This is a genomic window from Pantoea sp. (assembly GCF_032114055.1).
GTDB lineage: Bacteria > Pseudomonadota > Gammaproteobacteria > Enterobacterales > Enterobacteriaceae > Pantoea.
The window spans coordinates 421543-443158 of the sequence record NZ_DAMCTB010000002.1 but is presented as its reverse complement, the minus strand read 5'-3'; the positions used below and the strand labels follow the sequence as shown (position 1 = coordinate 443158).

Sequence of the window (21616 nt, the reverse complement as noted above, 5' to 3'; positions counted from 1 at the left end):
CTAAGCGAGCTGCATCGCAAGTTTAATCGAGATCGCCATGCTGTCAGACTTCGCTTTACCTGTCCAGGCGATATCAAACGCCGTACCGTGGTCAGCCGAGGTGCGGATAAACGGCAGGCCTGCGGTGATATTCACGCCATCATAAAAGCCCAGCAGCTTAAGCGGGATGTGCCCCTGATCGTGGTACATCGCCACCACCATGTCATACAACCCCTCCTGGCACTGCAGGAAGACCGTGTCCGGCGGGCAGGGCCCGTAAACGTCCACGCCCTGCGCTTTCATCGCCTGAATCGCGGGCGCGACCGTGGTGATCTCCTCATCCCCGAACAGCCCGTTTTCCCCGGCGTGAGGATTCACCCCCGCAACCGCAATACGCGGGGCGCGATAACCCACACGGCGCAGGAAGGTATCCGCCATACCAATCACCGTTTTGATGCGCGTCTGGTTCAGCGTGTCGAGGAATTTGCGCAGCGCGATGTGGGTCGTGACATGGATGACTTTCAGCTTATCGGTGTAAAGCACCATCGCGTAATCTTTGGTGTCGGTCAGGTGCGCCAGCAGTTCAGTGTGTCCCGGATAGAGATGACCGGCGGCATGCATCGCCTCTTTGTTCAGCGGCGCGGTAGCAATGGCGTGAACCTCTCCCGCCAGCGCCAGTCCGGTCGCCCGCTTCACGCAGCGCCACGCCAGATCGCCCGCCTCTTTCTGCACCACGCCGGGCTTCAGGGCAGCAGGATCCGCCAGCGGCTCATCGATGACGTTAATGATGCCCGGCGCGAAGTGCGCATCCTGCACCCGATCCAGCACCCGTAATTCGGCCTGGGGCGTGATGTTCAACGCCATGATGCGACGCAGCGTGCTGGCGCAGCCAATCACCACGGCAGGAATACCATTCAGCTCACCTTCAGAGAGTGATTTGATAATGATTTCCGGACTGATGCCCGCCGGGTCGCCCATCGTAATCGCAATAATTTTACTCACTCGACTTCTCCTCAATAAAACCTATGGCTGCTACCAGCGTGTTCGCATCACCAAAGCCACCCGCTTTGGTCATTACCGGCAGAGTAAATTCACTGCTAAGCAGAACCCCGTGCGGCACACAGCCCGCCACCAGACCCTGAATGTTGAAGCCGCTGGCACCCAGCGCCTGCGCGACAGCAATCGCCACGTCCCCCCCTGACAGATAGAGTGCATGCGGTAACGCGGCGCGGCAGAGGCTTAAGGTCATCTCACCCAGCAAACGGCAGATCGCCTCACCCAGCTGCTGGCGCGTCAGACCGTGCTGCTGGCAGAGTGACGCGATCGCATGTCGCTGATCGCGATGCTGGCAGGTGCGGATCACCGTATGACGACCGGCCCGCAGTGCATCGGCCGCCTGCGCGATCCAGCGCGTCCGTTCCGGCCAGGCGGGCTGCTGAAACAGCTGAGCGATATCGACGTCCACGATCTCAATGGCCCGCTGTTGCTGCAGAGCAGCGATCTGCTGCTGCGCGCTGTCGCTCATCGATCCCACCACTGCCAGCACCGGCCGGGGCGGACGAACCGAGAGCGCAGCGCCCAGCGCATCACTTAATCCGGCAGCTCCGACCAGCAGCGGCTTCTCACGCAGTTGTGCCGCCGCGGCGATCAGCCGCGTCAGATCGGCCTCGTTTTCAGCATCCACCACGACCACGCCCTGCGCACCAGCCAGCACGGTATCGAGCCGATCGCTGCGCAGCGTCGCAAGATCGATCTCCGTGCCGTCGATCTGCATCTGATCGAGGACGCGGGCGCTAAGGATCGGGGTTTTAGGATCGCTGGCAAATTCGGTTTCCGTCAGCAAACGCTGATCGACCCACACGCTGCCCTGCCGTGTGGTGCGACCCAGCCGCGGTACGGCGGGCACGATCAGCGCCAGGGTTTTGCCACTGGCGCGCAACGCTGCCATCGTTTCCGCGCCGACGTTGCCGCGCAGCGTGGAGTCAATCTTTTTAAACAGCCAGTCTGGCTGAAACTGTGCCGTGTAGCGCTGCACCACCTGCGTGACGCGCGCTGCCGCCTGCCCGGCGCTGACAGCCCGACTGTCGGTGCTGATGACCAGCACATCCGCTGTCTCGTCCGGCAACGACGTTTCCAGGCCAAACAGCACCTGCACGCGGGCACCGGCCTGGGCCAGCCCGCTTCCTGCATCGTTGGCACCGGTAAAGTCATCAGCGATGACCAGTACCGGTGTTTTCCATCTTGATGAGCTCATCCTTACTCCTGTCAGGCAATCGCCGCTGCATTTGATTATATTCAATCATGATTGATTATATGTGAGCAAGTTCAAATTAATCACAATCGATATGCCTTATAAATTTACCCACGCCGAGTGACTTAATTCGCATTGTGCTGAGCAAAATTAATCATCTGCTCCGCCGCAAAAGTAATAAGGGGATGAAATGAACATTAACAGCACGGTGATCAGCGGCTATCAGGCGCTGAACGACATGGGCTATCTGCTGCAGGGCGTCTCTGCCGCGGTCGTGGTCACGGACCGCAACATTGAGGCGATTCCGGCGGTGCAGGCGCTGATGGGGCAACTGCGGGATCGGATTCCGCAGCTCAGTCTGGTCAACAGCGTCCCGCCTGAGCCGAGCCAGCACGATGTCGCCGCGATCCTGGCGGCGCTTCCCCACCGGCAGACCGATATGGTGATCGGCATCGGCGGTGGCAGCGTATTGGATGTGGCGAAGCTGCTCTCTGTCCTCTGCCTTGATACAGCACCGTCGCTCGACGCCCTGCTGGCGGGTGAAAAACCGCAGCGCCGCACCCGCTCGATGCTGATCCCGACCACTGCCGGAACCGGTTCTGAAGCCACGCCCAATGCGATTCTGGCTATCCCGGAGAAGGAGACCAAAGTCGGCATTATTTCCCCGGTAATGCTGCCGGATGTGGTGGCGCTGGTGCCGGAACTGACCACCAGCATGCCCGCTCATATTGCCTCTTCGACCGGCATTGATGCGCTCTGCCATCTGATTGAGTGTTTCACGGCCAACGTCGCCAATCCGGTCAGCGACAACTATGCACTGACCGGCATGAAGAAGCTGTTCACGCATCTTGAAACCACCCTGCGTGAGCCAGACAATTTACAGGCACGGCTGGAGATGCTCTGGGCCTCTTACTTTGGCGGCGCAGCCATCGCCCATGCCGGTACCCATCTGGTGCATGCCCTCTCCTATCCGCTCGGCGGCAAATATCATCTGCCACACGGGGTCGCTAATGCCATTCTGCTGGCCCCCTGCATGCGGTTTGTTCGTCCGGCGGCGGTGAGCAAGTTTGCTCAGGCCTATGACCTGCTGCCCGATGCCGACAGCCACTTAAGCGATGACGAGAAATCCCACGCGCTGGTGGATTACTTTACCGCGCTGGTTGCGCGGCTGCAGCTGCCTGCCAGTCTCGAGGCGCTGGGCATCAGCCCGGATCACCTGCCCTATCTGGTGGAAGCGGCACTCGACGTTCAGCGTCTGATGAAAAATGTGCCGATGGCAGTCAGCGCCGACGATGTGCGCGCCATCTACCTGACGCTGTTTCCTTCCTGCCAGGCGTAAAGAGGATTGATATGAATAAGAAAATTGAGGGCGTTCTGACGGCCATCGTCACCACTTTCGACCGTGAAGGGGCTTTTGATCCGGTGACGCAGCGCGAACAGGTCAGACGGCAGATCAATGCCGGTAACGGGATCTTCTGCGGCGGTACCAACGGCGAATTCTTTGTGCTGAATGAGCAGGAGAAAATTGCCGTCACCGCCACCTGCGTAGATGAAGTCAACGGCCGGGCGCCGGTGGTGGCGCATGTGGGTGAGATTTCGACCCGCGAAACCATTCGGCTCGGACAGCAGATTGGCCGTCTGGGCGTGGATGCAGTGTCCGCGATCACGCCGTGGTTTGTTCCGCTGAAACAGCAGGAACTGATTGACCACTATCAGCGCGTAGCGGATGCGCTTCCGGTGCCGCTGTTCCTCTATAACATTCCGGCGCGAACCGGCAATACGCTGCAGCCCGAAACGGTGCGCACACTGGCGGCGCATCCGAACATCATCGGCATCAAAGACTCCGCAGGCAGCTATGACAGCCTGAGCGGATTTCTGCAGGCCACTGCCGACTGTGAAGGCTTCAATGTTCTGAACGGCCCGGATTCATTGATCCATCAGGGATTCGTTGAGGGCTGTTCCGCTGCCATTTCCGGACTGGCTAACGTGGCCCCGGCGGCCATCAACGCGATCTGGGCGCGCTTCAGCGCCGGAGATATCGCTGGTTCGCATCAGGCCCAGGAGAGCGTAACCGGCCTGCGTACGGCGCTCTATAGCATCGGTTTTTCACCCGCCGCCGTGAAAAAAGCGGTCAGCCTGCAGGGCTTTGAGGTCGGTGAAAGTCGCTATGCGGTGCAGTTCAGCGCCGAAGAGCAGCAGCAGATTCGTCAAATCGTGAACCACTACCTGCAGTAACGTCCATCACCTTTGTACTCTACCGGTCAGATGAGAACGAACCTGATGGTCGCCATCTGCCAGAACAATCGAGGTAATGATGAAAGCATTTTCAACTGAAAGTACCTTACTGATCGTCGGTATGGTGGTCGCCTATATCCTGTTCACTACCTGGCTGACCTGGCGGCTGCGCAGTAAATCCAGCGGCGACTTTATGGAAGGCTCGCGCGCGATGCCCGCCTTTATTGTCGGCATCATGCTGATGTCGGAATATATCGGGGCAAAATCGACCATCGGCACGGCGCAGGCCGCCTTTGAGGATGGCTTCGCCGCCTCCTGGTCGGTGATTGGCGCGGCGATTGGCTTTCCGCTGTTTGGCCTGATTCTGGTCAGGCGCATCTATAACACCGGTAAGATCACGATCTCCGGCGCTATTGCCGAGAAATATGGCAGCTCGACCAAAAATATTATTTCGCTGATCATGATCTACGCGCTGCTGCTGGTGAACGTCGGTAACTACATCAGCGGTGCAGCGGCGATCTCCACTGTCCTGAAAATCGACCTGACGCAGGCAGCCTTTATTACGGCGGTGGTCAGCACCTTCTATTTTGCGTTTGGTGGCATGAAAGGTGTCGCCTGGGTGACGTTACTGCATAGCGCCATCAAATATGCCGGGATCCTGATTATTCTCTATGTGGCGCTGAAGATGACCGGTGGCGTCGCGCCGATGATTGAGAAAATGCCCGCGTTCTACTGGACATGGGATGGGCATGTCGGGGCCAGTACTATTGTTGCCTGGCTGATCGGCACCGTGGGATCGATCTTTTGTACCCAGTTTGTGATCCAGGCGATCTCCTCCACTAAAGATGTAAAGTCCGCGAAGCGCGCGACCTGGATCGCTTTTATCTTCTGTCTGCCTATCGGCCTGGCAATGGCGCTGATTGGCGTCGCGGCGAAGTTTGCGCATCCCGATATCAAAAGCCTCTATGCGCTGCCGGTATTTCTGCAGGATATGTCACCGTGGCTGGCCGGGATCGTCACCACTTCGCTGGTGGCCTCGATCTTCGTCAGCGTCGGCACCGTTGCGCTGGCTATCGCCTCGCTGGTCGTGAAAGATTTTTATGTTCCTTATCGTAAGCCGACCCCGGAGCGTGAATTTAAGGTCACGCGCTGGATCTCAATCGCTATCGGTTTCTTCCCGCTGCTGTTTGTCCTGTTCTTCCCGGAAGTGCTGAAGCTCTCCTTCTTTACCCGCGCGATTCGCCTGTCGATTACCGTGGTGGCCATCATGGCGTTCTATCTGCCATGGTTTAAGAGCACGCGGGGCGCAAATGCCGGTCTGATTGGCGCCTGTCTGGTTACCTCCGTCTGGTTCCTGATGGGTAACCCTTTCGGTATCGACAATATGTATGTGGCGCTGATTACTCCGGCCATCATTATGGTGATTGACCGCTGCATTCCGTCACGTCAGTCTCAGACTCAGACTCAACCGCAACACAATGCACAAAAAAGTGGAGCCTAATATGACTCAGGAAACCGTCACCGCAGAACGCACCGGCCAGCTCGCGCCGCACCCGCAGGATAGTGCGCAGCAGGTTGCGATGCTGCCCTCTTCCTGCCCGCAGAACCATGCAGCCAACCTGCTGCCGCTGCCTGATGGCGATCTGCTTTGCGTCTGGTTTGGCGGCACACAGGAGGGGATTGCCGATATCTCTGTCTGGTGCTCACGGCTGAAAAAAGGCAGCGACCGCTGGAGTGACGCAGAGAAACTCTCTGACGATCCGGGTCGCTCAGAACAGAACCCGGTGCTGTTCCTCGATCCCGATCAGGTGCTGTGGCTGCTCTGGACAGCGCAGAAGTCGGGCAATCAGGACACCGCCATTGTCCGCTATCGCCAGTCTCACGATCTGGGCCAGAGCTGGGGTGAAATCCGCACCCTGCTGGATAAGCCGGGCACCTTTATTCGCCAGCCGATTGTGGTACTGCCCAATGGCAACTGGCTGCTGCCGGTCTTTTACTGCCTGACGCAACCCGGTGAAAAATGGGTCGGCAGCTATGATGTCAGCGCGGTAAAAATTTCGGAAGATAAGGGCCGCAGCTGGCGCGACGTCAGCGTGCCTGACAGCACCGGCTGCGTGCACATGAACGTTACGCTGCTGGAGGATGGCTCCCTGCTGGCGCTCTACCGCAGCCGCTGGGCCGACCATATCTATCAGAGCCGCTCCTTCGATCAGGGTGAGAGCTGGAGCGCACCCGAGCCGCTGTCGCTGCCCAATAATAACTCCTCCATTCAGGTCACCACGCTGCGCAACGGTCATCTGGCGCTGGTGTTCAATGCCATGAGTGCGGAAGGGGCCAGCGAACGGCGTCTGTCGCTGTATGACGAAATTGAAGATGATGCAGATGAAGGGGAAAGTGACGTGGCGGTCGCCGCTGAGCCAGTGGTGCAGAGCGGACGCACCGCTTTCTGGGGCGCGCCACGCGCACCGATGACGCTGGCGATCTCCACGGATGGCGGTAAAAGCTGGCCGCTGCAGCGCAATCTGGATGAGGGCGATGGCTACTGCATGACCAATAACTCCCAGCAGAAGCTGAACCGTGAATTCTCCTACCCCAGCATCAAGCAGGGTGTGAACGGCGAACTGCATATTGCCTACACCTGGTATCGTCAGGCGATTAAGTATGTGCGGGTTGAGGAGTCCTGGGTGCAGGGAGGTGACGCGTGATGGCGCGAATGGCGCTGGTGACCGGGGCCAGTTCCGGCATCGGTCAGGCGATCGCCGATCGCTTGCTCAGTGCCGGCTGGCAGGTAACCGGTCTGAGCCGCTCGGCCATCGATCGGGCCGAAAACGGCTGGCAGAGTCATCAGGTCGATATCAGCGACAGCGCGGCCTTGCAGGCGCTACTGGCGAAGCTGCCCGTGCCGCAGGCGGTAGTTCACGCAGCAGGCATGATGCAGGCCGCGCCGCTGGGCGAGCTGGACTGCGCGGCCAGCGCGCAATTGTGGCGGCTGCATGTTGCCGCCGCCGAACAGCTGGCGAATCACTTTGCGCCGCAGATGCAGGCGGGTGGCAGGATTGTGCTGCTGGGGAGTCGTACGTCAGGCGGCGCGGCGGGCCGCAGTCAGTATGTGGCGACCAAGTCGGCGATGATCGGCATGGTCCGCAGCTGGGCCGCAGAGCTGGCGCCACGCGGTATCACGGCGAACATCGTGGCACCCGGTGCCACTGAAACCCCGATGCTGCAGCAGCCGGGCCGGGCGAGTTCACCGCCCCGCCTGCCGCCAATCGGCCGCTACATTCAGCCGGAGGAGGTCGCCGGACTGGTCGATTTCCTGCTCTCCCCGGCGGCGGCGGCAATCACCGGACAGCAGCTGGTAATGTGCGGCGGCGCGTCGCTGAGTTAGCGCCCAGGCCGGGTGACGCAGGTCGCCCGGCTATGATGACCGTACAGGCTTACCATACTGATTAACGAACTGGCGATAGGCGGCGATCACCAGCAGGAAGTCTTCAATGCCGCAGAACGAGAGGCTCTCTTCGTCGTAATAGTTCATCCCCTCCTCCATGCCATCATCTTCCAGTGCCAGCAGGTTGGCGCGGATCATCACCTCTTCTTCATCCAGCAGAATGGTGTACTCACTGCCGATGCGCTGCCACTGACGTACGCTGCCTTTCACATCTTCAATGGCGGCCTCAACTTCATCCAGCAGCCCCGGATCGTTGCTGACCTCTTCGTTGAACCAGTGGCCGACCGCTTCATGATCCATCGACATGCGGACCTTAATCTGTCCGGTCACATCGCGTAAAAATTCATATTCCATCGCCCGCTCCTCTCAACGTCGTCGCGTCACCTGATAAGTGTCCGTGCTGCCTCTGCAGCAAAGTGTGACACGTCGCGCATTATTACAGGCTGTCTGGCGAAATCCAGCGTTTGATCATCCCGCAGCCCGATCGTCAGACGTAAAAAAGGGGCGAATCATCGCCCCTTCTCTTACGCTGTCGGGTGAAGAATCAGACCGCAGTCTGGAAAATCACGCCGTCAGCTTTATCGGTGTACTGCGCCAGCTGGTCGAAATTGAGATAGCGATACGTGTCGCTGGCCGTTTTATCGACCTGCGCCATGAATTGCTGATACTCGTCCGGCGTAGGCAGTTTGCCCAGCAGAGAGGCGACCGCAGCCAGCTCGGCTGACGCCAGATAGACGTTCGCGCCGGTTCCCAGACGGTTCGGGAAGTTACGGGTCGAGGTAGAAACCACCGTCGAACCATCTGCCACACGCGCCTGGTTACCCATGCAGAGTGAACAGCCCGGGATCTCGATACGCGCACCGCTTTTGCCGAAGACGCTGTAGTAGCCCTCTTCAGTCAGCTGTGCCGCATCCATCTTGGTTGGCGGCGCCACCCACAGACGGGTTGGCAACTGGCCTTTGTGGCTGTCCAGCAGTTTACCGGCGGCACGGAAGTGACCAATGTTGGTCATGCAGGAGCCGATGAACACTTCGTCGATCTTCTCACCCTGAACGTCAGAGAGCAGACGGGCATCGTCCGGATCGTTTGGTGCACAAAGGATCGGCTCTTTGATATCGGCCAGATCGATTTCGATCACGGCAGCATATTCCGCGTCCGCGTCGGCTTCCAGCAGCTGCGGATCGGCCAGCCATTTCTCCATGCTCTCAACACGACGCTCCAGCGTACGGCGATCGCCGTAACCTTCGGCAATCATCCACTTCAGCAGCACGATGTTGGAGTTGAGATATTCGATAATCGGCGCTTTATCCAGCTTGATGGTACAGCCCGCTGCGGAGCGTTCTGCTGACGCATCGGACAGCTCAAACGCCTGCTCCACCTTCAGATCTGGCAGACCTTCGATTTCCAGGATGCGGCCAGAGAAGATGTTTTTCTTACCTTTCTTCTCAACGGTCAGCAGGCCCTGTTTGATGGCATACAGCGGAATGGCGTGAACCAGATCGCGCAGCGTGATGCCTGGCTCCATCTTACCTTTGAAGCGCACCAGCACTGATTCCGGCATGTCGAGCGGCATGACGCCTGTTGCGGCGGCAAACGCCACCAGGCCTGAACCTGCCGGGAAAGAGATACCGATAGGGAAACGGGTATGGGAGTCACCACCGGTGCCTACGGTATCCGGCAGCAGCATGCGGTTCAGCCAGCTGTGGATAATCCCGTCGCCCGGACGCAGTGAGACACCGCCACGGTTCATGATGAAGTCTGGCAGCGTGTGGTGCGTGTTCACATCAACCGGCTTAGGATAGGCGGCGGTGTGACAGAAGGATTGCATCACCAGGTCGGTCGAGAAGCCCAGGCAAGCCAGATCTTTCAGCTCGTCACGGGTCATTGGGCCAGTGGTATCCTGCGAACCGACCGAGGTCATCTTCGGTTCACAATAGGCACCCGGACGGACGCCGGTCACGCCACAGGCGCGGCCAACCATTTTCTGCGCCAGCGAGAAGCCACGGGTGCTCTCCGCAACATCTTTCGCCTGACGGAATACGGTGCTGTGCGGCAGACCCAGCGACTCGCGCGCTTTGGTGGTCAGGCCACGGCCGATAATCAGCGGAATACGGCCACCGGCACGCACTTCGTCGATCAGCACTTCGGTTTTGAGTTCGAAGTTTGCCAGCAGTTCGTTGGTTTCATGGTTGCGGACTTCGCCTTTGAACGGATAGATGTCGATGACATCGCCCATGTTCAGGTTGTTAACGTCCACTTCAATCGGCAGGGCGCCCGCATCTTCCATGGTGTTGAAGAAGATCGGTGCAATTTTGCTGCCCAGCACCACGCCGCCGCCTTTTTTATTTGGCACGTTCGGGATGTCGTCGCCCATAAACCACAGCACCGAGTTGGTGGCGGATTTACGTGAAGAACCGGTTCCGACTACGTCACCGACGTAGGCCAGCGGGAAGCCTTTGGCCTTCAGCGCCTCGATCTGTTTGATCGGGCCGATATTACCGGGTTCGTCCGGTTCGATGCCATCGCGGGCATTTTTCAGCATCGCCAGGGCGTGCAGAGGGATATCGGGACGTGACCAGGCATCTGGTGCCGGAGAGAGGTCATCGGTGTTGGTTTCGCCGGTGACTTTGAACACCGTAACGGTGATCTTTTCCGCCAGCTCTGGACGTGACAGATACCATTCGGCCTCTGCCCATGACTTCATCACCTGCTTCGCGTATTCATTACCCGCTTTTGCTTTCTCTTCGACATCATAGAAGTTGTCAAACATCAGCAGCGTGTGCGAAAGGGCTTTCGCCGCGCCAGGGGCCAGTCGGCTGTCGTCCAGCGCCTCGATCAGCGGATGAATGTTGTAACCGCCCTGCATGGTGCCGAGCAGTTCAACCGCTTTTTCAGGAGTAATCAGAGGAGAGGTTGCTTCGCCTTTGGCGACAGCCGCCAGGAAACCGGCTTTAACATACGCCGCTTCATCGACGCCAGGTGGGACGCGGTTGACCAACAGATCGGTCAAAAATTCTTCTTCACCCGCAGGTGGATTTTTCAGCAGTTCAACCAGCGCGGCCATCTGGGAAGCCTCTAAAGGCTTAGGTACAATTCCCTGGGCAGCACGCTCGGCAACGTGCTTACGGTATTCTTCTAGCACGACGTTATCCTCGCTCTCATTATGTAGGGCTTTCCGACCACCTTGCTCACTTATGGAGAACACACTTCCTTTTCTCGTCCAGGTTGAGGTGCCCGGTTTCGCGGAGGGCAGAATAGCAGGATTCCGGCTGTTTGTTAATCTGTTTACAAAAATACAACATAATCTCCTGTGTCCATTCTGCCCTTCTCTCCTCATCGTATCTGCCCGGCAGGCCTGCTGAAACGCTTCCGGCGCACTGTGGCACACAGTACAGCATTCGCCAGTTACGCATGTCCGCCAGAGTGGCGTTTTAGTGAGGATATTCAGTGAAATAGATAACCTGCCGGAATAGAAAGCCACCTGCGCAGCATTGATGGCAAAGGTGAGTACTGACAGATATGCGCAGCGGAAATTACCCGATGATGACAGCGCCAGCTTCGTTTGCCGGGGTGGTTTCCGGCCAGCGGCAGCGCACTTTCAGACTTCGCGCAGTGCGCCGGAACCGGTTTTGCAGACAGCGCAGAACGTTCCACTGAACGAATAAACAGAAGAGGCCATTCAGGCCGCTTACGGATGATTAGTTTTTCAGGCTGGCGGGCCAGTCGGCTGGCAGCTGGTCAGGCGGGCAGTCCACCACGCTTTCGTTGTTTTCACCCACATCGCGGATCAGGGTCAGCGTCGCAAACTCATCAATGATTTCGGTCGGATACGCCGGGCCCGCTTCGCGGAATGCTGCCATCTCCTCCAGATGATCGTTCTGGAAGCAGACTGTTTTTTCAGGATGATTCATTACCCAGCGCGGGAAGAAGATGGTGCCATGGAAAATTCTGTCGGTCAGGTTAACGGCCAGGCTGACATCTGTACCGGTTGGCTCAGTCCAGGAAACTTTGTAGACATCCTGCGCCAGACGCACAACATAAACATGCTGATTTTTAACCCAGCGGTTACCCACCATGCCGCTGTGAATCCGGTAATCGATGGTGCTGGCGTTTTTAACGTAAAGCTCATAGTTCCAGCCATTATCATAGGTATAAACCAGATGTTTGCCGACAATGCCTGACAGGTCATGTTTATCAAATGTGCTCATGATTAATTCCTCATCTGCTTTTGTTGTGAAGATTATTACGCGTTGCAAAATCGATTAATAACGCTATTTTTAGCGTAAAATCATTCGTTTTTTAGATGAGTTGACATGCATAAAACGACACTCGAACAGTGGGCTTTGCTCGACGCGGTGGTGAACGAAGGCAGCTTTGCGCTGGCCGCGGAAAAGAATTATCGCAGCCAGTCATCGCTAAGCTATCAGCTTAGCCTGCTTCAGCAGCGGCTGGGGATAACACTGTTAGAACAGCAGGGCCGTCGCGCTGTGCTGAGCGCGGAGGGACATCAGCTGCTTGCACAGGTTCGTCCGCTGCTGCAGGGATTCAGCGCGCTGGAGGCCAAAGCGGATGCACTGCAACGCGGCGAGCGTTCGCGCATCGATCTGATGGTCGACGCCACCCTGCCCAAGCCCCTGCTGTTTGATGTGCTCCGGGCCTTTCAGCAGCGCTATCCGCACGTCCGCATCTGGTTCAGTGAAATCGTCCGCAGCGAGACGCCGGACAGGCTGGCAGAATCTCAGGCCGATCTCTGGCTGGTCGCGCAGTATGGCGCCGAGCCGTTAGCGGGTGAAAGCCTGATGAGCGTCGATTTCATCGCTGTCGCCCATCGGGACCATCCGCTGCACCGCGAACCGGCCCCGCTGAATGCGGCCACGCTGGCACGCTGGCCCTGTGTCACCATTCTGGATCGCCAGCAACAGCAGCAGTCAGAGGTGAATGGCGAGCAGGCGGAGAACTGGTCATTCACCACGCTGTCGGCAGCGATTGAAGCGGTCCAGCATCAGTTAGGCTATGGCTGGCTGCCGGAACAGACTATTGCCGCCCTGCTGGAGAGCGGTGAACTCCGTCCTCTGCCGCTGCGCCAGGGCCGCCGGCGCAGCAGTACGCTGGTGATGTACATAAATGAAGAGAGACTGCCCGGCAACAGCGCCATTGCTGCGCTGGCACAGATGTTTATTGAGCGTGTGGCGCAGGAGAAGCAAAACGTTAAGATCTGAATAGTCGCCGTTTTTCTTTAAGCAATGCCGGAGTAGGCTGCCGGGGGTGACTTAATGGTTACTGCTCATTCTTCTTAGCCGCTTATCCAGACGGACGGCCTCCCCCTGCCCCGCGCGCTGTGCCGTCGGACAGAAACAGCGTGACAGGCCCCGCAAACTTGACCATCTGCTATCCCTGCCTTTTCAGCCGCAGTGCGGAATTACTTTTCAGGCCTGCTGGCCTGAGCCGTAATCCGCTCAAGCGCAACCTGTGCTAAAAAGCCTGAACGACTTTTGTATTCGGGTTGCGAGGCGACGCAACGGTCGATTCTGTCGATCAGGGATTTAGGCAGGGTAACGTTAATTTTTTCAGAACCGCCCAGCAGTCGAATCACATCGATATCCACCAGCGCCCAGATATAACCCTGATAGTCGGGGTGCGTTGCCAGCGCCTCAATCGTCGAGACGGCAGGGATAGCATGGCCAAGCTCGACGCATAATTCGATATGCCCGGTAATCGCCTCTTTTGCATTTTTTATCGCTTCGTCCAGCGTCTCGCCAGCGGAGAAGCATCCGGGTAAATCAGGAACAATGACGCCATAGGCATGTTCGTCATCGCCAGCTTCAATTGCAATCGGATAAAACATATCAACCTCTTCGCGCAAGCGGGATTAAATCTTCGCCTGTCTTCTGATGCTTTTTACCGTACCGATCGGTAAGTCCTTTTTAGGGTGAGGCACCGTAACCAGCCCCGGTTTAACCGGGTGAGTGAAATGGTGATGGCTACCGTTTATCCTTATCAGCACCCAGCCATCTGCCCTGATTTCCGCAATTAATCTGCTACTATCCATAGCGACGTCCTGTCCTGTACCCGTCAGAACAAAATAACCCCAATAACCCCTCCGGACAATCCTTTTATCGGGGCTGCATTGCCTTCTGTCTGGCCTGATAAATTCCGGACATCCCGCACGGCATTCGTCGCAAAAAAAAAGCCCCCGTCACGGGAGCTTTCGCTTTCACTGCGGCAGAAACTTACTTCTTCTTCGCTTTCGCATTAGGCAGATCGGTGATGCTGCCTTCGAAGATCTCTGCAGCCAGACCGACTGACTCATGCAGGGTCGGGTGAGCGTGGATGGTCAGCGCGATATCTTCCGCATCACAACCCATCTCAATCGCCAGACCGATTTCACCTAACAGCTCGCCGCCGTTGGTGCCGACAATCGCACCACCGATGACACGATGCGTCTCTTTGTCGAAGATCAGTTTGGTCATGCCTTCTGCACAATCGGAGGCGATTGCACGGCCAGAGGCCGCCCATGGGAAGGTCGCTGTCTCATAGCTGATGCCCTTCTCTTTCGCTTCTTTCTCGGTCAGACCGACCCAGGCAACTTCTGGCTCAGTATAGGCAATTGACGGGATCACTTTTGGATCGAAGTAGTGCTTCAGACCGGAGATCACTTCTGCTGCCACGTGGCCTTCGTGCACACCTTTGTGCGCCAGCATTGGCTGACCAACGATGTCGCCGATAGCGTAGATGTGTGGCACGTTGGTACGCATCTGCTTGTCGACGCGGATGAAACCACGGTCGTCCACTTCCACGCCCGCTTTACCGGCATCCAGACCTTTACCATTCGGTACGCGACCGATCGCCACCAGCACGGCGTCATAACGCTGCGCTTCGCCTGGTGCTTTTTTACCTTCCATCAAAACGTAAATGCCATCGTCTTTTGCTTCAACGGCGGTCACTTTGGTTTCCAGCATCAGGTTGAATTTCTTGCTGATCTTCTTGGTAAAGACTTTGACCACGTCTTTATCCGCAGCCGGGATAACCTGGTCAAACATCTCGACCACGTCGATCTCTGAACCCAGCGCGTGATACACGGTCGCCATTTCCAGACCGATGATGCCGCCACCCATAACCAGCAGGCGCTTTGGCACTTCTTTCAGTTCCAGTGCATCGGTAGAGTCCCAGACGCGTGGATCTTCATGTGGGATGAAAGGCAGTTCGATAGGGCGTGAACCCGCAGCGATAATGGCATTGTCGAAGTTGATGGTGGTCGCGCCGCCTTCTCCTTCAACCACCAGGGTATTAGCACCGGTGAATTTGCCCAGGCCGTTAACCACGGTGACTTTACGCCCTTTTGCCATACCTGACAGGCCGCCAGTCAACTGGTTGATGACCTTCTCTTTCCAGCTGCGAATCTTGTTAATATCAGTAGAGGGCTGACCAAACACAATGCCGTGCTCTTCAAGGGCTTTCGCCTCTTCAATCACTTTGGCAACGTGCAGCAGCGCCTTAGAGGGGATACAACCGACGTTCAGACAAACACCGCCCAGGGTGCTGTAACGCTCAACCAGTACGGTTTCCAGACCTAAATCCGCACAACGGAAGGCTGCAGAGTAGCCTGCAGGACCTGCCCCAAGTACTACGACCTGGGTTTTAATCTCTGTACTCATCATGACCTCTTAATTGATATCCGGCGGGTCAGACGTTCTTATAATGCCCTTGTTCCACCGGGACTTTCACCGCAAGAGTTTACAGAATTGTTAACAAACTGCCAACCGCGGCGCGACGAATCGTTAAAGGAAGGCCGGCATCCGCCGGCCTTCTTTACTTTTACATAACTAAACGACGAATGTCGGAGAGCATATTGCCAATAATGGTGATGAATCTTGCACCATCGGCTCCGTCGATCACGCGGTGGTCGAAGGAGAGAGAAATCGGCATCATCAGACGCGGCATAAACTCTTTGCCGTTCCATACCGGTTCCATCGCCGACTTAGAGACACCCAGGATAGCCACTTCCGGCGCGTTCACGATCGGCGCGAAGTGTGTGGTGCCCAGGCCACCCAGGCTGGAGATGGTGAAACATCCGCCCTGCATGTCGCCCGCTGTCAGTTTACCGTCACGCGCTTTCTTCGAAATCGCCATCAGCTCACGGGACAGCTCGGTGATGCCCTTCTTGTTCACGTCTTTAAAGACCGGAACCACCAGGCCGTTTGGCGTATCAACCGCCACACCGATGTTGATATATTTTTTCAGCGTCAGTTTCTGCGCATCTTCAGAGAGTGAGCTGTTGAAGCGTGGCATCTGCTCCAGCGCCGCTGCCACGGCCTTCATGATGAACACGACAGGCGTGTACTTCACGTCCAGCTTGCGCTTTTCCGCTTCCGCATTCTGCTGCTTACGGAAGGCTTCCAGCTCGGTGATGTCGGTTTTGTCGAAATGCGTAACGTGCGGGATCATCACCCAGTTACGGCTCAGGTTCGCGCCAGAAATTTTCTGGATACGACCCAGTTCGACTTCTTCCACTTCACCAAACTTGCTGAAGTCCACTTTTGGCCACGGCAGCATGCCTGGCAGGCCGCCGCCGCTGGCAGCCGCTGGTGCTGCTTCAGCGCGCTTCACAGCCTCTTTCACGTAAGTCTGCACGTCTTCTTTCAGAATGCGACCTTTACGACCGGTGCCTTTGACTTTCGCCAGGTTCACACCGAATTCACGCGCCAGGCGACGGATCACCGGGGTGGCGTGAACGTAAGCGTCATTCTCTGCGAACTCACCTTTGCTGTCCGCTTTCGCTGCGGCTGGCGCAGGCGCTGCAGCTTTCGCTTCAGATTTAGCAGCCGGTGCCGGCGCCGCATCCTGTTTCGCCGCCGCAGGTGCCGCTGGCGCAGCGCCTTCGACTTCGAACACCATGATCAGTGAGCCGGTGCTGACTTTATCGCCGGTTGAAACTTTCAGCTCTTTGACCGTACCCGCAAACGGCGCAGGCACTTCCATTGAGGCTTTGTCGCCTTCCACCACGATCAGTGATTGTTCGGCGTCGACTTTGTCGCCGACTTTCACCAGAACCTCGGTGACTTCAACTTCATCACCGCCGATGTCCGGGACCTTAACGTCTTTCGCGCCCGCGGCAGCAGCAGGTGTCGATGCAGCTTCTTCTTTCATGGCTGGCTTCGCGTCAGAGGCCGGTGCGGCGCCTTCTGCTTCAAAGACCATGATGGCTGAACCGGTGCTGACTTTGTCGCCAGTCGCGATGGTGATTTCTTTAACCACACCCGCGAACGGTGCCGGGACTTCCATTGAAGCTTTGTCGCCTTCCACTACGATCAGTGACTGCTCGGCTTCCACTTTATCGCCGACCTTCACCAGAATCTCAGTGACTTCCACTTCGTCGCCACCGATATCCGGCACGGCCACTTCTTTGCTGGCCGTGGCCGCAGCCGCAGCTGGAGCAGGCGCCGCATCCGCTTTTTTCTCTTCAGCAGCGGCCGGGGCAGCTTCCGCAGCACCCTCTGCTTCAAACATCATGATCAGTGAGCCGGTTTCAACTTTGTCACCGGTAGAGATCTTAATCTCTTTCACTACGCCAGCCTGTGGCGACGGCACTTCCATTGAGGCTTTGTCGCCTTCCACGGTGATCAGCGACTGCTCGGCTTCCACCTTGTCGCCAACTTTCACCAGAATCTCGGTGACTTCAACTTCGTCAGACCCGATATCCGGTACCTTAATTTCGATAGCCATTACTCTCTTACCTCTTAAGCCAGACGCGGGTTAACTTTATCGGCATCGATATTGAATTTGGTGATCGCGTCGGCCACCACTTTCTTCTCGATCTCGCCACGTTTAGCCAGCTCACCCAGCGCGGCAACCACCACATAAGATGCATCAACTTCAAAGTGATGACGCAGATTCTCACGGCTGTCAGAGCGACCAAAACCATCTGTACCCAGTACGCGATAATCGCTGGAAGGCACATAGCTACGAACCTGCTCAGCGAACAGTTTCATGTAGTCGGTTGAGGCGACTGCTGGCGCGTCGTTCATCACCTGAGCGATGTAAGGTACGCGCGCTTCTTCTGTCGGATGCAGCATGTTCCAGCGCTCACAATCCTGGCCATCACGCGCCAGTTCGGTGAACGAGGTCACGCTGTAGACATCGGAGCCGATACCGTAATCTTTCGCCAGGATCTGCGCCGCTTCACGCACGTGACGCAGGATAGAACCTGAGCCCAGCAGCTGCACTTTACCTTTGCTGCCGTCTACCGTTTCCAGCTTGTAGATACCCTTACGGATACCCTCTTCCGCGCCCTGCGGCATGGCTGGCATGTGGTAGTTTTCGTTCAGCGTGGTGATGTAGTAGTAAATATTCTCCTGCGCTTCGCCATACATACGCACCAGACCGTCGTGCATGATAACAGCGACTTCATAGGCGTAAGATGGATCGTAAGAGATACAGTTCGGGATAGTCAGCGACTGAATGTGGCTGTGACCATCTTCGTGCTGCAGACCTTCACCGTTCAGGGTTGTACGACCCGAGGTACCGCCGACCAGGAAGCCGCGCGCCTGCTGATCGCCAGCCAGCCACATCAGATCGCCGATACGCTGGAAGCCGAACATCGAGTAGTAGATGTAGAACGGAATCATCGGCAGGTTGTTGGTGCTGTATGAGGTCGCCGCCGCCAGCCAGGATGAACCTGCGCCCAGCTCGTTGATCCCTTCCTGCAGAATCTGGCCTTTCTCATCTTCTTTGTAGTATGCAACCTGCTCACGGTCCTGCGGCGTATACTGCTGGCCGTTCGGGCTGTAGATACCAATCTGACGGAACAGACCTTCCATACCAAAGGTACGCGCTTCATCCGCGAGGATCGGAACCAGACGATCTTTGATCGACTTGTTCTTCAGCATCACGTTCAGGGCACGCACAAAGGCGATGGTGGTGGAGATCTCTTTGTTCTGCTCTTCCAGCAGCGCACCGAACTCTTCCAGCGCAGGCATTTCCAGCTTTTCACTGAACTTCGGCTGACGCGTTGGCAGGTAGCCACCCAGCTTCTCACGCTGCGCATGCAGGTAAGTGTGCTCTTCTGAGCCTTTTTCGAAGGTTACGTACGGCAGCTCTTCGATTTTATCGTCAGCAACCGGCACGTTAAAACGATCACGGATATAGCGTACGCCATCCATGTTCATCTTCTTCACCTGGTGAGCAATGTTTTTGCCTTCCGCGGTGTCGCCCATACCATAGCCTTTGATGGTATGCGCCAGGATCAGCACAGGCTTGCCTTTGGTGTCCTGCGCTTTTTTCAGCGCCGCGTAGATTTTCTTCGGATCGTGACCGCCACGGTTCAGTGACCAGATCTCATCGTCGGACATATCTTTAACCAGCGCAGCGGTTTCCGGATATTTACCGAAGAAGTGCTCACGCACGTAGGCACCATCACGGGATTTGAAGGTCTGGTAGTCACCGTCGACGGTTTCGTTCATCAGCTGAATCAGCTTGCCGCTGGTATCTTTGCGCAGCAGCTCATCCCAGCGGCCGCCCCAGATGACCTTGATCACTTCCCAGCCAGCACCGGCAAAGATGCCTTCCAGCTCGTTGATGATCTTGCCATTACCGGTGACCGGGCCATCCAGACGCTGCAGGTTGCAGTTAATGATGAAGACCAGGTTATCCAGTTTTTCACGGGTGGCGATGGTGATCGCACCTTTTGATTCTGGCTCATCCATCTCGCCGTCACCCAGGAAGGCGTAAACGGTCTGTGCCGAGGTATCTTTCAGACCACGGTGTTCCAGATATTTCAGGAACTTCGCCTGATAGATAGCAGACAGCGGGCCCAGGCCCATAGAGACCGTCGGGAACTGCCAGAATTCCGGCATCAGTTTCGGATGCGGATAAGAAGAGAGGCCTTTGCCGTCTACTTCCTGACGGAAGTTATTCATCTGCTCTTCGGTCAGGCGACCTTCAAGGAACGCACGGGCATAGATGCCCGGAGAGATGTGGCCCTGGAAATAGACCAGATCGCCGCCATCCTTGTCACTGCGCGCACGGAAGAAGTGGTTGAAACAGACTTCATAGATCGTGGCAGAAGACTGGAAGGAGGACATGTGACCACCCAGTTCCAGATCTTTCTTGGAGGCGCGCAACACCGACATGATGGCGTTCCAGCGAATTGCGGAACGGATACGACGTTCAAGAGAGGTGTTACCCGGATAGTCGGGTTCATCTTCAACGGCAATAGAGTTGATGTAGTTGCTGATTGCAGACGAACCTGCAGCCACATTGACGCCGCCTTTGCGGGCTGCACCCAGTACCTGATCAATCAGATACTGCGCACGTTCAACACCTTCTTCACGGATGACCGATTCGATCGCCTGTAGCCAGTCACGAGTTTCGATCGGATCCACGTCATTGTGTAAACGTTCTGACATGGGTGTGTTCCTTATCTGTGTCTAATACGTTGAATAATCGGGAGCCTGTTAAAGCAGATGCCGGCAGACTCGTCTGAAGTCCGTACGATCTTTGTCGCACGTTATTCCTTACGTTGCTGTAAACGACGCAGGGAGCGTTCACGACGGCTCTGCTCCCGACTTCTGTCCAGCAAGATTTCCTCTATGAACGCCAGGTGACGGTGTGAAGCCTCGCGCGCTTTTTCTGGCTCACGGGCCACAATCGCCTCAAAGATTCTGGCGCGGTGACCGCTCACTTTTGCCAGCATTTCCCGGCGCGAGTAGAGCAATTCGAAATTCTGACGGACGTTTTGTTCCAGCATAGGGCCCATTGAGCGTAGCAAATGCAAAAGCACAACATTATGGGCTGCTTCTGTGACAGCGATCTGATACTGCATCACTGCGTCCGCTTCGGCGTCTAAGTCGCCGCTGTCCTGCGCCTGCTGAATGTGGAGATGACAGTCGCGAATACGCAACAGGTCCTCTTCCGTGCCGCGCAGTGCCGCGTAATAAGCGGCGATACCCTCCAGGGCATGGCGCGTTTCCAGCAGATCAAACTGTGATTCCGGATGGTCGGCGAGAAGCTCAACGAGTGGGTCGCTCATGCTTTGCCAGAGATTCTCCTGAACAAATGTTCCGCCACCCTGTCGGCGTAGCAATAATCCTTTGGCTTCCAGGCGCTGGATTGCTTCACGAAGAGATGGACGTGAGACATCGAATTGTTTAGCGAGTTCGCGCTCAGGGAGCAGCTTCTCTCCCGGACGCAGGGTCCCTTCCATGATCAGGGATTCGAGCTGATGCTCAATTGCGTCAGAGAGCTTGGGTTGGCGTATTTTACTGTAAGCCATCATCCCTTCTTATCAGACCAATCGTCCGGAGTAAATTGGTAATACCAATTGCCATAAGGCGCCCGTAAAGTAACAAAGTATTCACCTTGTGTCTATATGGTGTCAGCGACAATCCCTTCTCCCCAGGCCCTGTGCTGGCGCTAACGTACGGTAAAAAAGATGAAAATTCACTGTTACCGAAAATGTTAAATAAATGCACTTTTACCAAACCTTACACCCGGTCAGCCGTCAGGCGCAGCGGCAGCTATAAGTGAAAGCTATTCGTCATGCGCGAAATTTCATGGCAAAAATTTTTCTGGCCGGACGTGACGGGGATGGCGTTTTTTCAGTCAACTCTCAGCACAAAAGGCGAAAGCAGGTGCAAAGCGATTCGCTTATCACTATTCTTGTCGCCAGGGTAGCGCATGGCAGCATTCGGCAAGCCAGATACCGTAAA

At 56.6% G+C, this 21616-nt stretch carries 17 protein-coding genes; 6 read left to right on the top strand and 11 right to left on the bottom strand.

What is annotated here, in order from left to right:
* A complete protein-coding gene (locus RT657_RS06170) occupies positions 1-981 on the bottom strand; it encodes a D-threonate 4-phosphate dehydrogenase (RefSeq protein ID WP_313653118.1) in 981 nt (326 codons plus the stop codon).
* Positions 974-2233 (bottom strand): D-threonate kinase, encoded by a 1260-nt coding sequence (gene dtnK, locus RT657_RS06165; protein WP_313653117.1) that lies wholly within the window; start codon positions 2231-2233, stop codon positions 974-976. Before dtnK ends, RT657_RS06170 begins: the two co-directional genes overlap by 8 nt.
* 187 nt (positions 2234-2420) lie before the next feature.
* Here dtnK and RT657_RS06160 point away from each other — a divergent pair, with 187 nt between their 5' ends.
* The 5 genes from RT657_RS06160 (at position 2421) to RT657_RS06140 (ending at position 7850) form a co-directional block, all read left to right on the top strand.
* A complete protein-coding gene (locus tag RT657_RS06160; protein WP_313653116.1) occupies positions 2421-3569 on the top strand; it encodes an iron-containing alcohol dehydrogenase in 1149 nt (382 codons plus the stop codon).
* Between the two features lie 11 nt (positions 3570-3580).
* Positions 3581-4465, top strand: coding sequence for a dihydrodipicolinate synthase family protein (locus RT657_RS06155; protein ID WP_313653115.1), 885 nt, complete (start codon positions 3581-3583; stop codon positions 4463-4465).
* A 79-nt stretch (positions 4466-4544) separates the two neighbouring features.
* Entirely contained in the window at positions 4545-5966 is a 1422-nt protein-coding gene (locus tag RT657_RS06150) for a sodium:solute symporter family protein (RefSeq protein ID WP_313653216.1), read from the top strand.
* A gap of 1 nt (position 5967) precedes the next feature.
* Complete coding sequence (locus RT657_RS06145; RefSeq protein ID WP_313653114.1) at positions 5968-7170, top strand: sialidase family protein; 1203 nt, start codon at positions 5968-5970, stop codon at positions 7168-7170.
* Entirely contained in the window at positions 7170-7850 is a 681-nt protein-coding gene (locus RT657_RS06140) for an SDR family oxidoreductase (RefSeq protein ID WP_313653214.1), read from the top strand. The genes RT657_RS06145 and RT657_RS06140 overlap by 1 nt, the downstream gene beginning before the upstream one ends.
* Before the next feature lie 30 nt (positions 7851-7880).
* Here RT657_RS06140 and yacL read toward each other — a convergent pair whose 3' ends face one another.
* The 3 genes from yacL to RT657_RS06125 all read right to left on the bottom strand — a co-directional run bounded on the left by yacL (position 7881) and on the right by RT657_RS06125 (position 12118).
* The gene (gene yacL, locus RT657_RS06135; protein WP_313653113.1) at positions 7881-8264 is read right to left on the bottom strand and encodes a protein YacL; all 384 of its coding nucleotides are present in this window, start codon (positions 8262-8264) and stop codon (positions 7881-7883) included.
* A gap of 190 nt (positions 8265-8454) precedes the next feature.
* Positions 8455-11052, bottom strand: coding sequence for a bifunctional aconitate hydratase 2/2-methylisocitrate dehydratase (gene acnB / locus RT657_RS06130; protein ID WP_313653112.1), 2598 nt, complete (start codon positions 11050-11052; stop codon positions 8455-8457).
* A 556-nt stretch (positions 11053-11608) separates the two neighbouring features.
* Complete coding sequence (locus RT657_RS06125; RefSeq protein WP_313653111.1) at positions 11609-12118, bottom strand: phenolic acid decarboxylase; 510 nt, start codon at positions 12116-12118, stop codon at positions 11609-11611.
* A gap of 105 nt (positions 12119-12223) precedes the next feature.
* On the opposite strand from RT657_RS06125, the gene RT657_RS06120 reads away from it, so the two are divergent.
* Entirely contained in the window at positions 12224-13129 is a 906-nt protein-coding gene (locus RT657_RS06120) for a LysR family transcriptional regulator (RefSeq protein WP_313653110.1), read from the top strand.
* 200 nt (positions 13130-13329) lie between these two features.
* Here RT657_RS06120 and RT657_RS06115 read toward each other — a convergent pair whose 3' ends face one another.
* The 6 genes from RT657_RS06115 to pdhR all read right to left on the bottom strand — a co-directional run bounded on the left by RT657_RS06115 (position 13330) and on the right by pdhR (position 21180).
* Positions 13330-13755 carry a type II toxin-antitoxin system HicB family antitoxin gene (locus RT657_RS06115; protein WP_313653109.1) on the bottom strand — a complete coding sequence of 142 codons (426 nt, stop codon included), beginning with the start codon at positions 13753-13755 and terminating at the stop codon, positions 13330-13332.
* Positions 13756-13779: 24 nt separating this feature from the next.
* Positions 13780-13959, bottom strand: coding sequence for a type II toxin-antitoxin system HicA family toxin (locus RT657_RS06110; RefSeq protein WP_313653108.1), 180 nt, complete (start codon positions 13957-13959; stop codon positions 13780-13782).
* 181 nt (positions 13960-14140) lie between these two features.
* Entirely contained in the window at positions 14141-15565 is a 1425-nt protein-coding gene (lpdA, locus tag RT657_RS06105; RefSeq protein WP_313653107.1) for a dihydrolipoyl dehydrogenase, read from the bottom strand.
* Between the two features lie 160 nt (positions 15566-15725).
* Positions 15726-17633 (bottom strand): pyruvate dehydrogenase complex dihydrolipoyllysine-residue acetyltransferase, encoded by a 1908-nt coding sequence (gene aceF / locus RT657_RS06100; RefSeq protein WP_313653106.1) that lies wholly within the window; start codon positions 17631-17633, stop codon positions 15726-15728.
* A gap of 14 nt (positions 17634-17647) precedes the next feature.
* Positions 17648-20314: a pyruvate dehydrogenase (acetyl-transferring), homodimeric type gene (gene aceE, locus RT657_RS06095; RefSeq protein ID WP_313653105.1), complete on the bottom strand. Its 2667-nt coding sequence runs from the start codon at positions 20312-20314 to the stop codon at positions 17648-17650.
* A 101-nt stretch (positions 20315-20415) separates the two neighbouring features.
* A complete protein-coding gene (gene pdhR, locus RT657_RS06090; RefSeq protein WP_313653104.1) occupies positions 20416-21180 on the bottom strand; it encodes a pyruvate dehydrogenase complex transcriptional repressor PdhR in 765 nt (254 codons plus the stop codon).
* Positions 21181-21616 lie beyond the last annotated feature (436 nt).